The sequence below is a fragment of the Erwinia sp. MYb416 genome (assembly GCF_037479575.1).
Lineage (GTDB): Bacteria > Pseudomonadota > Gammaproteobacteria > Enterobacterales > Enterobacteriaceae > Erwinia > Erwinia rhapontici.
In genome coordinates this window covers 700,904-715,437 of record NZ_JBBGYT010000439.1, presented here as the reverse complement: position 1 = coordinate 715,437, position 14,534 = coordinate 700,904, and the positions used below count along the sequence as shown (strand labels likewise).

At 54.8% G+C, this 14,534-nt stretch carries 12 protein-coding genes and 1 pseudogene; 8 read left to right on the top strand and 5 right to left on the bottom strand.

The genetic code is table 11. From position 1 onward, the window contains the following. Complete coding sequence (locus WH277_RS21960; RefSeq protein WP_339506922.1) at positions 1 to 1,608, bottom strand: MFS transporter; 1,608 nt, start codon at positions 1,606 to 1,608, stop codon at positions 1 to 3. 166 nt (positions 1,609 to 1,774) lie between these two features. Between WH277_RS21960 and WH277_RS21955 the strand changes: the two genes are divergently transcribed. The 4 genes from WH277_RS21955 (at position 1,775) to WH277_RS21940 (ending at position 4,419) form a co-directional block, all read left to right on the top strand. Beyond that, positions 1,775 to 2,560 carry an IclR family transcriptional regulator gene (locus tag WH277_RS21955; RefSeq protein WP_339506920.1) on the top strand — a complete coding sequence of 262 codons (786 nt, stop codon included), beginning with the start codon at positions 1,775 to 1,777 and terminating at the stop codon, positions 2,558 to 2,560. Positions 2,561 to 2,573: 13 nt separating this feature from the next. Then, the gene (locus WH277_RS21950) at positions 2,574 to 3,023 is read left to right on the top strand and encodes a universal stress protein (RefSeq protein ID WP_133841233.1); all 450 of its coding nucleotides are present in this window, start codon (positions 2,574 to 2,576) and stop codon (positions 3,021 to 3,023) included. 48 nt (positions 3,024 to 3,071) lie between these two features. Then, entirely contained in the window at positions 3,072 to 3,881 is an 810-nt protein-coding gene (locus WH277_RS21945; protein WP_133841234.1) for a hypothetical protein, read from the top strand. A 256-nt stretch (positions 3,882 to 4,137) separates the two neighbouring features. Further along, positions 4,138 to 4,419, top strand: a complete 282-nt coding sequence (locus WH277_RS21940) for a hypothetical protein (RefSeq protein WP_133842101.1) — start codon at positions 4,138 to 4,140, stop codon at positions 4,417 to 4,419. Positions 4,420 to 4,529: 110 nt separating this feature from the next. Here the strand turns inward: WH277_RS21940 and WH277_RS21935 are convergent, their stop codons facing one another. Both WH277_RS21935 and WH277_RS21930 read right to left on the bottom strand, forming a co-directional pair. Next, positions 4,530 to 4,682: a hypothetical protein gene (locus WH277_RS21935; RefSeq protein ID WP_166653668.1), complete on the bottom strand. Its 153-nt coding sequence runs from the start codon at positions 4,680 to 4,682 to the stop codon at positions 4,530 to 4,532. Positions 4,683 to 5,160: 478 nt separating this feature from the next. Beyond that, a complete protein-coding gene (locus tag WH277_RS21930; protein ID WP_171149001.1) occupies positions 5,161 to 6,384 on the bottom strand; it encodes an L-lactate MFS transporter in 1,224 nt (407 codons plus the stop codon). Between the two features lie 343 nt (positions 6,385 to 6,727). On the opposite strand from WH277_RS21930, the pseudogene WH277_RS21925 reads away from it, so the two are divergent. After that, positions 6,728 to 8,656 (top strand): annotated as a pseudogene (locus WH277_RS21925) (methyl-accepting chemotaxis protein). Positions 8,657 to 8,701: 45 nt separating this feature from the next. On the opposite strand, the gene WH277_RS21920 reads toward WH277_RS21925, so the two are convergent. Further along, positions 8,702 to 8,911 (bottom strand): hypothetical protein, encoded by a 210-nt coding sequence (locus WH277_RS21920; protein ID WP_133841237.1) that lies wholly within the window; start codon positions 8,909 to 8,911, stop codon positions 8,702 to 8,704. A 213-nt stretch (positions 8,912 to 9,124) separates the two neighbouring features. On the opposite strand from WH277_RS21920, the gene WH277_RS21915 reads away from it, so the two are divergent. Next, positions 9,125 to 10,372, top strand: coding sequence for a mechanosensitive ion channel family protein (locus tag WH277_RS21915; protein ID WP_339506915.1), 1,248 nt, complete (start codon positions 9,125 to 9,127; stop codon positions 10,370 to 10,372). A 67-nt stretch (positions 10,373 to 10,439) separates the two neighbouring features. On the opposite strand, the gene WH277_RS21910 is transcribed toward WH277_RS21915, so the two are convergent. Continuing rightward, positions 10,440 to 10,667 (bottom strand): hypothetical protein, encoded by a 228-nt coding sequence (locus tag WH277_RS21910; protein WP_159336167.1) that lies wholly within the window; start codon positions 10,665 to 10,667, stop codon positions 10,440 to 10,442. A gap of 508 nt (positions 10,668 to 11,175) precedes the next feature. On the opposite strand from WH277_RS21910, the gene WH277_RS21905 reads away from it, so the two are divergent. Both WH277_RS21905 and WH277_RS21900 read left to right on the top strand, forming a co-directional pair. Beyond that, positions 11,176 to 13,269 (top strand): tetratricopeptide repeat-containing sulfotransferase family protein, encoded by a 2,094-nt coding sequence (locus tag WH277_RS21905; protein WP_133841240.1) that lies wholly within the window; start codon positions 11,176 to 11,178, stop codon positions 13,267 to 13,269. Beyond that, positions 13,266 to 14,456: a glycosyl transferase family 8 gene (locus WH277_RS21900; protein ID WP_339506914.1), complete on the top strand. Its 1,191-nt coding sequence runs from the start codon at positions 13,266 to 13,268 to the stop codon at positions 14,454 to 14,456. Before WH277_RS21905 ends, WH277_RS21900 begins: the two co-directional genes overlap by 4 nt. Positions 14,457 to 14,534 lie beyond the last annotated feature (78 nt).

Genomic DNA, 14,534 nt, shown 5'->3' with positions numbered 1-14,534 from the left:
TTATGATCTCGATGTTTGCGGAGCTGAAGTTAACAGTGTTTGTGGCGGCCAGACGCGTTTTGGCAGCCAGACGGTCAGAAGGATCAGCAGCAGTGCGAAGCCAATAATCATCAGATAGCTGTCGCTGAGGCTGAGGATCACCGCCTGGTGTTTCACCAGCGTGCTGAAATGGCTGAGATTCTCAACCGAGCTGGCCGATCCATCCGGCAGCAGCGGCATCATGCTGCTGGCCGTGTCGCTACGGGTGGCGGTCATCAGCCACGGGCGGTTACCCAGCTGATCGACCAGCGTATGCGAATGGAATTTTTCCCGATGGGTGAGGAAATTTTCGACCAGCACGCCAGCGGCGACGCTGGAAAAACCCCGGACAGTATTAAACATGGCGGAAGCGAAGGGGCCCTCCGGTGGCAGCACCACGCTGGTGGCGCTCATCAGCACGGGCAGGATCATCATCGGCTGACCAAACGCCTGTAGCGCCTGAATTAACCAGAAATTCTGTCGCGCCCACTCCGAGGTGATCTGCATCCCCAGTACGCAGGAGAGGATCATCAGCCCGGCACCTGCCGTCAGCATCCAGCGGCAGTCAATCCAGCGCAGATTCAGTAAGGCCGCGAGCAGGGGGGCAATCACCAGCTGCGGTAGCCCAATGGTCAGCGCCAGCGGAGCAAACTGCGCGGTGCGGAATCCTTCTATCTGACCGAAATACGCCGAGGGCAGGGCCGACCCCGACAGCGCGACCATCAGTACGCCCGCGAGGACCAGCAGTCCATGCGTCAGATTTTTACGTTGCAACATTTGCAGCCGGAACAGCGGCAGCGGATGGAACCATTCATTAATGAAGAACACGACCAGCAGTGCGGCGGCGCTCAGTAACATGCCGCTGATGAGCGGTGACTGGAACCAGTCCAGCCGTTCGCCCTGCGTCAGCGCCAGCACCAGCAGCGCGATACCGCTACAGCCAGTCAGCATCCCCAGTGCGTCAATCTGGCGGAAACGTTCGAGACGCAATGGGTCCTGCGGCAATCCGCGGCTAATCAGCAACGTGGCGATCATACACGGCGGGATCACCTGCCAGAAGGTGAACTGCCAGCCGACGGAATCGGTCCAGAAAGCGGCAAGTGACGCCGCCATATTCGGGCCAAACGTTGCCGTCATGGCATAAGCGGCCAGTCCGTAAAGCTTGATGCCGGGGGGCAGAAAGCGCAGGGCAACCGTCATCAGCATGGGGGGCAGCGCACCCCCAAAAATCCCCTGAATCACCCTGAGAGCGATAAAGCCTGAGGCATCGGTCACCAGCGGTTGGACTGCCGCAATCAGGCAGAATCCGAGGGTGACTGACAGCGTAAAACGGCGCAGTGAGAAAGTGACCGCAAACCAGGGGGCGATCATCATGGCGGCCACTTCTGCGGCCTGGTAAGCGGAGGTGATCCAGCTGCCGGTATCAAAATCGATCCCCAGCGCGGTGCGAATATCAGCCAATGCCAGGTCGGTCACGCGATCGTTAAGACCGGAGCTGAGCGCGGCGATCAGTACACCCACCAGGCCCAGCGCCAGGCGAAGAGTAAAAGGGTGCGGAGACGGCGGCATCGCCGCTGGCTGGCCATTCATAGCAGGTATCCCGGACGAGAAATATTATTATCGATGCAGTGTATTGCATCGTGATACATTGAGCGGAATATTACATGGTGATGCGCTGTATTGCAATGTGATACAGCGTGTCCAGTAAGCCAAATAGTGCTACAGTATTTGCCGATGACAAGGAAAGAGAATCCCTATGTTTGAGTCCGCAACCTGCCGTGATGACGAACGTATCGGCGGCATTCAGGTGATCACGCGCGCCGCGAAAATTCTTGATGCGTTGGGCGCAAAACCGAACGGAATGAGCCTCGGCGAAATCGCTCTGGCGGTCGATTTGCCGCGTTCCACCGTGCAGCGCATCGTCAACGCGCTGGATTCAGTGCAGCTGGTGCGCAGCCACGGCGCGGCCGGTGGCGTTCGGCTTGGCCCGGCTCTGCTGCGGCTGATCGCCAACGTGCATACCGATGTGGTGGCTATTGCTCAGCCGTGGCTTCAGGCACTGTGCGACACCACCGGAGAAACCGTGTCGCGGGCCCGGGCCAGCGGCCTGCAGTTGGCGATTGTGCATTATGTTGTGGCTGACCGGGAACTGCGGGTGGTGCCACGCATTGGCATGAACCTGCCGCTCTACAGCACTTCCGGTGGCCGTGCGCTGCTGGCGCTGGAGAGCGATGACGCTGCCAGAGAATTGGTGGGTGAGGCTTATCAGGCCATTACCGAACTGACCGTGCGCGATTTCCCCGCGCTGCTGGCACATTTAACCGAAATTCGTCGTACCGGTCTGGCGTATGACCGGGGCGAAACGCTGGAAGGGATCTCCACGATGGCCGTGGCAATCGACACGATTCTGGGACGCTTTTCCATCAGTCTTCTGATCCCTGGCGCCCGTTTCCAGCGGCATGAAGCACGTAATCGCGAGGCGATCCTCAAATGCAAAGAGGCGCTGATCGATGAAATTGGAAAAGTTGCATTACGAGACTGACAGGAGAAGGGCTATGAAAACGCTTTTGGTCGCTGTTGATAATTCGGTGATTGCCCGCAAAGTGATTCAGCTTGCGACCGAACAGGCACTGGCCTTGCAGGCAGAGGTGGTGGTGCTGTGCTGTGTGGATGCCAGCTATGCGGCATCCGGTCCGTTTGATATTGAAGCGGGCGAAGATCCCGGCGACTTTGGTCTGGCGCTGGATGAGCAAAATACCGCAGAAGGCGTTGTGCGTCAGGCGTTAGCCGAGCTGCATCGTGCGGGTGTGGCAGCGCGTGGGCGCGTCGCTGCCGGAGAATCGGCAGAAACCATTGTGGCCCAGGCGAACAGCCTGAACGCAGCGATGATCATCATGGGTCGCCGTCATCTCTCCTCCTTTAACCGTTTGCTGAAAGGCTCTTGCAGTGCTGCGGTGATTGAACGTGCCAGTTGCCCGGTATTACTTGATGTGCGCGTCGACTAACATTTCTAACGGGCCGGTTATCCGGCCTGATAACGTCAGGGTTCTGTTTTGATTTCTCACGCTATTCTTGCCTCGCTGTTCTCCGCTCTGGTCTGGCTGGTCGTTTTGGGTGCCCTTTTCAAACGTAAAAAGATGGCCTCTGCCGTGGCGATCCTGCTGTTTTCGGTTCCGCTGCTGGTGGGGAATCTTTATTACTATGGTTGGGTCAGCCCGGCACGGGAAAAGCAGGCGGAAATTGATGCCGCCGCTGCCCGTCTGGCACAGCTCCCGGTCTGGCGTACGGTAAAAACGCAGCAACCCCTGCTATATCAGCAGGCGCATGATGAACTGATCGCTCAGCTGGAAGCCGGTATACCGCAGCAACAGGCGATTGAGCATCTGCGCCCGTTGGTGGCCGATCTGTTGAATCAGCGGATTAACGCGGCGCGTGACCAGGATCTGATTAACTATATGCAGGTTTCCCTGGAGCAGATGAGACAGATCCGCCAGCGTGGCCCGGAGCAGTGCTTCCGTTTCCTGTTTCCCCAGGTGAAAGGCGGGGTCAATGTCAGTGAACTGGTACCGAAAACCCTGACGGAGCGGGAGCTGCAGGCGATGGATGTATTGCTTAAGCACAGTAATGGCATTGAGCAACCCATTGATTTCAAACAGGGAAGGGAGCAGTTGCAGGCGGTGGTGCGTCAGTTGTATGCGCGCTGGGGAAGCGATCTGCAAACGTTAAACACGCCTGCGGAAGCCGGGGTGAATGAAGCGAAACTCTGCGACATGACCATTGACCTTTATCAGTCGGTTCTGGCACTTACTGGTAAGGATTCCGCCAACGTTCTGCGTATAATTATTAGCGGAACAGGTAATTAAGTCCAAAAAAAAGCCCGCTCGCCGCGGGCATAAGTCATTCTAATTATAGCAAAAAATTTCCTGGTGTTGCGCAGACATCTTGCGATGTCTGGGTGCATAGTCGCACTGAAATCGTTCTGACGCTATTCATCTCCCTGAATCGATTCAATCGGTAAAACATTGCATAACTTAAGTAAAATTATGCAAATGCGCTGGCGTCTGATAGCGCCGGGGGGCGGGGCAGCTCATGATGCGGCACTGGAAGAAGGGAGCCATGATGAAATCAAAAATAATCGGCGCATTTGCGCTACTGTTGCTGGCAGGTTGTACTTCCGGCAAACCCGGAGCCTATGAAAAGGTCGATGAAGATCCGGCAGTGAATACCGTTCAATACCGTTTTAATCCCGTCCGCGTGGACAAAACCGCGATGGAGAAAGACGTTGAGCGTTATTGTAGTGAACGCGGCTTTGATAAAGTTGAAGCGTTGCGGCCACAGGATAGTCATGTGCCCGGTCTGGTGAAAGCCTGGTATCAATGTAATTACAGTATTAAAAGCTAAAAAATAAGGGCGGGAAAATTCCCGCCCAATGTACTTATTTACCATTTATTTTATTTACCGACTTACGGCTTATTGCTGTGTGCAGGCTTTGCCCACCCTTCTAAAAATTCCTATCTGCCGCGTCGTGGGCCACCACCATGATGATAGCCGCCATGATAACCCCCACCGCCACCGTGATACCCACCGCCACCGCCATGATGAGGAGGGGCAATAATACAGCCGCTTAGCATAACAATCAGAGACACCACAGAGGTTGCTTTCATTATTGTTTTCATTGTTGTCTTCATGTTGTTCTCCTGCTCTTTTCAATGACTACAACTTTACGAAAGAAAAGTGGAGGAATAATGCGGTGAATGTAGATTTATTCGGGAAGTTATTTCCAAATAATTCATTATATCTCTCGAATGAATGAGAAGGCTTTAATGAAATAAGATAAGGATGAAAAAGGCAGTTTATTGGTGGGAATCGTCTGAATATACCCGTCATACTTCAAGCTGCATGTGCGTTGGCTACGTTTGCTCACCCGAATCACTTACTCGAGTAAGTGATTCGGGATTATGAGCTTCATTTCTGAAGCTCACCCTGTGGGCCAGCGTAAACGCTGTTCAAAATGGCCGTCGGCCAATTTGTCACTCACTTGCCGCCTTCCTGCAGCTCGAATTATTTTGGGTATAGTGGGAAATTAATGAAAACGCCCGCTGTCGTTATCGATAGCGGGCGTTAATTGACTGACGGGTGTTATCAGGCGTGTTGCAGTTCTTTCTTCGTTTCTGCCTGTTTATACGGCATCCGGATGGTGGCGGACATCAGCAGTGAAATCACCAGCAGCGCCATAATCAGGCTGAAGGTCACCGTAAAGCCACCGAACAGTGAGGCAATCAGCGATCCCATTACGCTCCCAATCCCGAAGCCCAGGTAAATCACGCCGTAGTTTTTGGTCAGGTTGTTCAGGCCGAAGAAATCGCTGACCAGTGACGGATAAACCGTGATAGTGCCACCGAAGCTGAAGGCGACGCAGGCAATGGCAATAAAGAAGCTGTTTTCATTCATGTGGCTGAACAGCAGGATGCTCATGCCGACCAGTGACACCACCTGTGCCAGGGTAATAACCCGGATACGTGCCACCTTATCGGACAGGACACCCAGTACCAGACGACCGCTCAGGTTGGCAATGGCAATGATGGTGACGGCATTGGCGGCGGTCTGCGCGCTCAGGTGTACCATGCTTTCGCCGATATCCTTCGCCACGCCAATCACATACAGGCCGCTCATGCAGGCGGTCAGGAACATCAGTGCCAGCATCCAGTACTGCGGCATACGCATGGATTCCGCCAGCGAGTAATCGCGTTTCTCTGCGGATTTGCTGCCGGATGGCTGCTGCGCAGGCGCATCTTTCATTAGCAGTGCGCCAACGATGATCATACTCATCGCCAGTCCGCCCCAAATCATAAAGGTGGTTTCCAGGCTGTAGACGCTCAACAGATAGCTACAGATAAACTTGAAGCCAAGGCTGCCCAGGCCGTATGCGCCAATGGCACAGGCTGAAATCACCCCTTTACGTTCCGGGAACCATTTCACGCAGTTTGATAACGTCATCAGATAACCTGCACCATCGGCCAGGCCGACCAGCAGGCCCGCGCTGAGATAGAGCATAAACAGGTTATCGGCCTGCGAGGTCAGCATCAAACCGACCGCCATCAGCAGCCCGGCGGCGATGGTGACGTGACGAACGCCAAAACGTTCCTGTAATTTTCCGGCAACGGATGAAGCCAGTGCCAGACCCAGACTCAGCAAACCGAACGAGAAAGCCACCTGACTGATTGTGGTATCCAGTTTCAGGGAGAGCTGCCCGTTAAACAGACTCCAGGTATAGACCGATCCCAGTGCAAACTGGGTAATGATGGTACCGATCAGGGTTAACCAGCGGGTGCGGTTAACGCTGCTGCCTGCAGTAGGTGTGTTCATGGATATCTCCCGATGGGAATGCTAAGAATCTTGAATTAGCACAATGATAAATTCGCCCCTGTGAGAGCGGGGGAAAAAAGGCATGAACTGCCATGAACAGGGAATGAAATGCCTTCAGGACGACATGAATGGCGGATATCGGGCATGGGCGCGGAATAAACGGCAGGCTTATAACTTGATATATATCAAGTTATTAAGTGGAATTAAAGTTTTATCAGCGCGCGGCCGATGATAGTCATTGATGGTATGTCGATAGAACCTACCCGCATAACAATAAAAATCACTTTTCCTTTGGCTTATCTCTGATTGTCGATTTTCAATTTTATTTTCCGAGGTAATCATTATGTCGTGGGTTCCCGTTCGTTTATCAGGGAAATTGACGTTAGGTGGCGTGTTTATGTTGTTGCTTACCTGCGTCATCGTCTACCTGGCGATTTAACTGCGCGGTCAGCCGCGTGTGATCGATGCCAGCAACAGCTTAATTCAGCAAACCGGTGAGAATATCGTCGGTCAGCTTAACCAGCAGCTTATCCGCATTGAAGGGGAAGGCGTCAGCCTGGCCCGCCTGGCCGAAGTGCTGCCACATGATGACGCGCTGGTGAAACAGGTCTTGCCACAAATCATCGACAGCAAAGGGGATAAAAGTATCGCCGGGGGAGGTATCTGGCCGGAGCCCAACGCGTTCAGTGAGGGGGTGGCTCGCCGCAGTTTCTTCTGGTCGCGTAACGCCAACGGTGGGCTGGATTACTCGGACGGCTACAACGACCCGGCCGGCGCGGGCTATCACAATGAAAGCTGGTATACCTCAAGCCGCACGGCGTCTGCCAACAAGTGCAACTGGTCCGAAGTTTACCAGGACCCGGTTTCCAACGTGAACATGGTCACCTGTAGCGTACCTTACAGCCACGACGGCGCTTTTGCCGGGGTCGCGACCTTTGATGTGCTGCTGGATAATCTTTCCGGCTTTATGCAACGTAACGGCAGCAATACCGGCGGCTATGCTTTCGCCCTCGATCAGGCCGGTAACGTGCTGTATTTCCCTGGTATAAAAGATAAGGCACTGAAAAAATTCAGCGATCTGGCGCAGCAGCAACCCTGGCTGGCTCCGATGGTTGCCGGGGTCAAAACGGCAGGGTCGGCCAGCGGCAGCACCACACTCAGTGCCATCAGCGATGAATGGCTGCACCAGGAGGCACAGGTCACCCTGTTCCGCATGGCGGATACCGGCTGGATTATTGGTCTGGTCACGCCTCAGGCCGCCGTTACCGCACTGGCACACAACATCATGCAGGACATTTTTGTGCTGCTGATTCCGTCACTGTTCGTGCTGCTGATTGCCTCGTGGTTTATCTCGCGTCAGATTTCAGGGCGGCTGGAGTCGACCCGTAAAGCGCTGGATGATATCGCGCACGGTGATGGCGATCTGACCCGACGCCTGGATACCTCAGGCCGCGATGAAATCGCCGATATTGCCGTATCCTTCAACCAGTTTGTCGACAAGATTGCCGGGGTGATCACCAACGTGCAGTCGAGCGGTGTGCATGTGGCACACAACGCCAGCGGGCTGGAGCAGAGTAACCAGGAGCTGACCGACAAGATCAGCGAACAGGCGGCAGCGGTGGAAGAGAGTGCGGCAGCGATGGAGCAGTTGAATGCCACCGTGCAGCAGAATGCCGAGAATACCCGCCTGGCCGATTCCTTCACCGAGCAGACGGCGCAGATCGCCCGCAGCAGCAGTCATGTGATGCGACAGCTGATCGATACGATGGAGACCATCAAAGTCTCTTCCAGCCGTGTGGGTGAGATCCTCAGCGTGATTGATGGCATTGCGTTCCAGACCAATATCCTGGCACTGAACGCGGCGGTTGAAGCGGCGCGCGCCGGGGAGCAGGGGCGCGGTTTTGCCGTGGTTGCTGCTGAAGTCCGTGCGCTGGCCCAGCGCAGTGCAACGGCCGCACAGGAGATCAAAACGCTGATCGGTCAGTCCGACAGCAATGTGCTGACCGGCAGTAAGCTGGTGGAAGGCGCAGGACGTCAGTTAGAAGAACTGGTGAAAGATGTGCTGAAAGTGAAAGAAGTGGTGGGGGAGATCCGCGTAGCCGGTGATGAGCAGAGCAAAGGTATTGCCGAAGTGACGCTCGCCGTATCGCAGATGGAGCGTACCATTCAGCAAAATCTGGCACTGGTTCATCAGACAGCGGAAAATACTCACGCCCTGCATGCGGAAGCCTCGCAGCTGGCGGAAGATATTTCGGTGTTTAAAGTCGTGTAATCCCTTCCTGCCGCCCCGGTATCAGCCGGGGCGGCAGGATATCGCTTAACGAATATAACCGCGTATCACATCCGCAATGGCTTTATTCGCTTCACGTCCATCGCGGTGTTCCACTTCTTCCGCAATTTTCTCCAGGTACTTATTCAGCTTGCCGCCGGTCGGGACATTGCCGTAAGCGATGAGCATCTGGACAATATTTCTCAGCGCAAGAACTTCTAAAGAGAGGCGTTCAACAACGGGGTCTTTATCTGGCATAGGATGCTCCGGTACAACGGTCAATAACAATCCTTTTAGGTTACCCGCTATCCGTTCGAATCAATCGGCAGAGTATCGCTGTTTTTCGCACCGGTTTGTCACGTAAACCCCATTTTTCTCTGTCATTGTAAATGTCGGGACCACGGACCGCTAAAGGTTGAACCTGGCATCCTCAGAGGGCATGATCGCCCCTCGTTTTACAAAGGAGGCTTTATGCAGCAGTTGGCTACATTTCTGAAGCAATATGGAATAGAACCAGACCACCCCACCTCACTGATTGTGATTGTTGGCATCATTTTTCTTACCGCATTAATCGTGCATTTTATTCTGCACCGCATTGTCCTGCGGGCATTTGAACGGCGTGCGCAGGGCAGCAACCGCCTGTGGCTGCAAATCATTACCGGGAACAAACTCTTCCACCGGCTGGCCTTTATGCTTCAGGGGATGATCGTCAATCTCCAGGCCGTTCTGTGGCTGGAAAAGGGCAGCGATGCCGCCCTGATCCTGTCCACCTGCGCCCAGCTGTGGGTAATGATCTATGCATTGATGTCATTCTTCTCACTGCTTGACGTGATCGCTGGCCTGTCGCACCGGTTTGCGTTTGCTGCGCAGTTCCCCCTGAAGGGGATCTTCCAGGGCGTGAAGCTGCTGAGCGCAATCGTGATTGGCATCATGATGATCTCACTGCTGATCGGTAAATCCCCTGCGATCCTGATCAGTGGACTGGGCGCAATGGCCGCCGTGCTGATGTTAGTGTTTAAAGATCCGATCTTAGGGCTGGTGGCGGGCATCCAGCTTTCCGCCAACACCATGCTGAAACTGGGCGACTGGCTGGAGATGCCGAAATACGGCGCGGACGGCGCGGTAATCGACATCGGGCTGACCACGGTGAAAGTGCAGAACTGGGATAACACCATTACCACTATCCCGACCTATGCCCTGGTATCCGATGCCTTTAAAAACTGGAGCGGCATGTCAGCCTCCGGTGGGCGACGGATTAAACGCTGTATCAATATCGATACCACCAGTATCCGTTTCCTCTCAGACGCGGAGCATGAAAAACTGATGCAGGCACGCCTGCTTAAGCCGTATATGGCGGCGCGCCAGGAGGAGATTAACAGCTGGAACGGGCAGGGCGACGTTGCCGCCGCCTCCGTACTGAATCAGCGCGGTATGACCAACGTGGGTACGTTCCGTGCCTATCTGACCGAGTATCTGCGCCAGCATCCGTCGATTCGTAAAGACATGACGCAGATGGTACGCCAGCTGGCACCGGGCGCCGAGGGTCTCCCCATTGAGATCTATGCGTTTACCAATACCGTTGCCTGGCTGGAGTATGAAAGCATTCAGGCCGATATTTTCGATCATGTCTTTGCGGTCGTGGGCGAGTTCGGCCTGCGGGTGCATCAGGCACCGACCGGCAGTGATGTGCGGGCGATTGCGGGCGTTGTTTCTTCTTAAATACTGTACTGAATAAGAAAGGGGCTAAATAGTTAGCCCCTTTCTGCAACGGATAAATAACGCGGATTCAGAAACTTTTTTTCTTACTGCGTCGCTGCCGCTGAAATAACCCGCCTGCCAGAGCGCCGATCACCGTTAAAAGGGAAGCGGTAATCAGAAACAAGCCAACGTTTTGATTCATCTCCTCATCACTGACCACCGGGCCGACGATCAGATCGGATAGTAGTGGGAATACAGCAAATGTTACGCCAAATCCCACAATCGTGCCCAAAAGCGAAAACAAAAACAGCCTCATCGCATCTTACCTTAAGTTACAAGAAGCCATGTGTTAGCACATTTTCGAGTAGCAAAAAGTCCAAAGTGGTTATTTTGGGTGACAGTCATCACACTTAATAATTAAATGTGCATGATGATATAAGCGAATGGATAGCAATGCTTCCGGACATTGATGGCTGATTTTTTCTTTGTTTTTCCAGATTCTCCCCATGAGTGAACTGTCTACCCTGGTGCCAGAAAAAGCGTAACTAACAGTGCAATACCCGATTACACCGGGTTGCAGCATGCAGCTGGGTGTGTAACGGGGATATTAATGGATTAATACGAGAAAATGCTGATGTCTGTTCAAAATGAAACTCACTCTGCCCTGAGGATCGTAAGACAAACACGGAGATGGTGGAGCGAGTTTTGTGTGGAATTTGAAAGGAGTAAATACTATAAGGAGTTATCTGAAAGTGGGATATTTCCTGGTCGGTAAGTTGCATATGTAGCCAGTGAGATTTTACCTTTTATATCTGGGGAATATTTTGAGTCATAGCAATCCTCTTCACCCGCAGCAGTTGACGGTGTTTCAGGCCCTGGAGCTGGCGAATGCTCACTGGAACGCGGGCCAGGCGGCGCAGGCAGAGCAGCTCTGTTTACGGGTGCTGCAGGTCGCGCCATTACAGCACGATGCCCTCAATCTTTTGGGGATGATGATGCATGCCTACGGCAAGCCGGATCTGGCTCTCGATTATATCCATAAGGCCAGCCAGTCACCGGAGGCACCGGCAATCATTCACAGCAACCTGGCCGAGCTTTACCGCCAGAAAGGTTTGCTGCTGGAAGCCGAGCAAGCCGCCCGGCGCGCAACCGAACAAGAGCCGGAACTTGTCGCAGCTTGGAGTAATCTTGGAATCATTCTGCAGGAGGCCGGAAAATTCAATGCTAGCCTGGAATGCCTGAAATACGTTGCATCATTGCAGCCGGATAATGCCGAGGTGTACAACAATCTGGGCAATACTTACAAGCGTCTGGGCGATCTGCCCCGCGCCCACGACAGTTACCAGCGTGCCCTGACATTGCGCCCCGATTACGCCGAGGTGTACAGCAATCTTGTCTTACTGTTGATTGACCAGGGCCGTATTGATGAGGCTGTGGCCTCTGCCATGCGGGCGATAGATATCAACCCGCAGCTGGCTGATGCGTACCTAAATCTGGCGGAAATTGCGTTGTCGCGTATGCGCTATGCCGATGCGCTGCGCTGGGTCAACGCACTGCTGGCGTTTGCCCCACAACACGCGGGTGCGCTCACTGCACTTGCCCATATCATGAATGCCGATGAGCGTTACGAAGACGCTGTCGCCGCTGCACGTCACGCCCTGGCCATCGCACCGGATAGTGCCAATACGCATAAGATTTTGGGTAAAGCCTTGCAGGCGCTTGGGCAGTATAAAGAAGCTGAGCAGGCTTATCACCAGGCTGCGGCATTACCTGGTACGGTCGCCGAGGAAGCCCTGATTGCGCGTGCTGTGTTACTGATGGAAATCGGTGATAAGGACGCAGCGACGGCGGGCTTTGAACGCGCATTGGAACGTTTTCCTGATTCGCCGCGGGTTATCGCTGCGCGTTGCGATAACAAATTCTATCGGGCAGGCGACCCCGACGTGGTGGTCATGGAAGCCGCGTTAGTACGCGAACCTGCTCCCCCGTTGAATGAAAAAATGATGCTGCATTTTTCGCTGGGCAAAGCTTATCTGGATACCCATGATTCTGATCGCGCATTTTTCCATTTAAACCAGGGTAATGCGTTTAAACGGGCCTCTTTTCATTACGATGCCGCACAAACCAGTGCGTGGATGAAAAATATTGCTGCCGTTTTCACACCAGCTTTGATGGCACAGTTCAGCGGCGCTGGCGCTGCTTCTGACCGACCGGTGTTTGTCATCGGTATGCCGCGCTCAGGCACCACGCTGATTGAGCAGATTCTGGCCTCACATCCTGCGGTTTATGGTGCAGGGGAGTTGCGTGCGCTGGATCGGGCAGTGTCACGTGGAGGCCGCTTCCCGGATGATGTGGCGCACTGGAGCAAGGCCGATTTTGCCCATATTGGTGCGGATTACCTTGAGCAGGTGCGCCATCTGGCGCCGGATGCATTGCGGGTGATCGACAAACTGCCTGGCAACTTCCTCTATGCCGGATTGATTCCACTGCTGCTGCCCGGCGCGCGCATCATCCATTGCCGCCGCGATCCTGTTGATACTTGCCTGTCCTGTTACAGCAAGCATTTTTCTGGCGAGCAGCTATTCGCTTACCAGCTGGATGAACTGGGCCAGTTCTACCTGGCGTACCAGACGCTGATGGCACATTTTCGCCAGATTTTGCCCGCAGAATGCTTCATCGAAGTTGATTACGAAGCTGTGGTCGACGACCTCGAAGGCCAGGCGCGGCGCCTGATTGATTTCATCGATCTTCCCTGGGACGACGCCTGCCTGACCTTCCACGAAACACGTCGCATTGTGCGCACGGCCAGCGTGGCTCAGGTGCGTCAGCCGATCTACACCTCCTCCAAAGGACGCTGGCACCGGCACGCGGCGCACCTCGGTCCTTTGCTGGACGCACTGGGTCTGGAGCCGCAATGAACCTCATACCGACAGATGTCCACGCCATTTTCCTGCAAGTTGACTCACTCCTGGAGGCCGAACGCTGGGCTGAGGCTGACGTGATGCTGTGCCAGGCGCTGGCCTCCGGTACCGGGCCAATTCCCTTGTGGCGGCAGCTCTATGTGGCGTTTCGCCAGCAAGGGAAGTTTGCCGAGGCGACTCAGGTGCTGGAGATGATCGTGCAGGCAACGCCCGGTGACGTGAGTGTGCGCTTCGACTTGTCTGAGATGTTGTTATTACAGGGCGAATTCACGCGCGGCTGGCGCGAATATCGCTTCCGTTACCGGCTCGACAACACCCGCATGCTTGAACGCCACATCGCTAAACCGCGATGGGAAGGGCAGTCTGTGCAGGGGAAAACGCTGCTTATCCACGATGAACAGGGTTATGGCGACACCTTTCAGTTTCTGCGGCTGGTACAGCAGGCGCAAGAGCGCAGCGGTGCCCATGTTGTGCTGGAGGTGAATCCGGAGGCTTATCACCTGGCGCGTGGCGTCAGCGGGTATCACCAACTGATGGTGCGCGGGACGCTGCCGCCGCCCTTCGATTTCCACTGTGAACTGATGAGTCTGCCAGCGGCGCTCGGTTTACAGCTGTCGCATCTGCCGGGGAAAATGCCCTATCTGTTTGCCGATCCTGCCCGGGTAGAAAAATGGCGCGTACGCCTGGCCGACCTGCCACGCCCGTTAGTGGGGTTGGTGTGGGCCGGTCGTCCCACTCATGCCAACGATAAGCGCCGCTCGCTGACGCTGAGCGAACTGGCACCGCTGGCGCAGGAGGGCATCACCTTCCTGGCATTACAGAAAGGGCCAGCGGCCGAGCAGGCCGCCACGCCGCCACCAGGTATGTCGCTGCTGTCACTGAGTGATGAGATCCACGATTTCGATGATACTGCGGCCATCCTTTGCGTGATCGATACCCTGGTTTCTGTGGACTCCTCGCCGGTTCACCTGGCCGGTGCGCTCGGCCGACCAGCCTGGGTGCTGTTGCCTTTCCAACACGACTGGCGCTGGTTACAGCAACGTGAGGACTCCCCCTGGTATCCTGGCATGCGGTTGTTCCGCCAACCCGCGTCAGGGCAATGGCATACCGTCCTGCAAAACGTTGCCATAGCGTTAAAAACATTAAAGGATGTGCCTGAAGCGCACGGTCCTGCACAGCCTTAATCGCTGTTGCGGAGCAGGTGATACCGGTTGCTAACACCGCACGTCAGAATTGTACGATTCTAATGCAATAATCACTTG

Excerpts from the sequence above, each read along its gene's own strand:
- WH277_RS21960 (WP_339506922.1), bottom strand. The coding sequence starts at position 1,608 with ATGAATGGCCAGCCAGCGGCGATGCCGCCGTCTCCGCACCCTTTTACT.
- WH277_RS21955 (WP_339506920.1), top strand. The coding sequence starts at position 1,775 with ATGTTTGAGTCCGCAACCTGCCGTGATGACGAACGTATCGGCGGCATT.
- WH277_RS21950 (WP_133841233.1), top strand. The coding sequence starts at position 2,574 with ATGAAAACGCTTTTGGTCGCTGTTGATAATTCGGTGATTGCCCGCAAA.
- WH277_RS21940 (WP_133842101.1), top strand. The coding sequence starts at position 4,138 with ATGAAATCAAAAATAATCGGCGCATTTGCGCTACTGTTGCTGGCAGGT.
- WH277_RS21935 (WP_166653668.1), bottom strand. The coding sequence starts at position 4,682 with ATGAAAGCAACCTCTGTGGTGTCTCTGATTGTTATGCTAAGCGGCTGT.
- WH277_RS21930 (WP_171149001.1), bottom strand. The coding sequence starts at position 6,384 with ATGAACACACCTACTGCAGGCAGCAGCGTTAACCGCACCCGCTGGTTA.
- WH277_RS21920 (WP_133841237.1), bottom strand. The coding sequence starts at position 8,911 with ATGCCAGATAAAGACCCCGTTGTTGAACGCCTCTCTTTAGAAGTTCTT.
- WH277_RS21915 (WP_339506915.1), top strand. The coding sequence starts at position 9,125 with ATGCAGCAGTTGGCTACATTTCTGAAGCAATATGGAATAGAACCAGAC.
- WH277_RS21910 (WP_159336167.1), bottom strand. The coding sequence starts at position 10,667 with ATGAGGCTGTTTTTGTTTTCGCTTTTGGGCACGATTGTGGGATTTGGC.
- WH277_RS21900 (WP_339506914.1), top strand. The coding sequence starts at position 13,266 with ATGAACCTCATACCGACAGATGTCCACGCCATTTTCCTGCAAGTTGAC.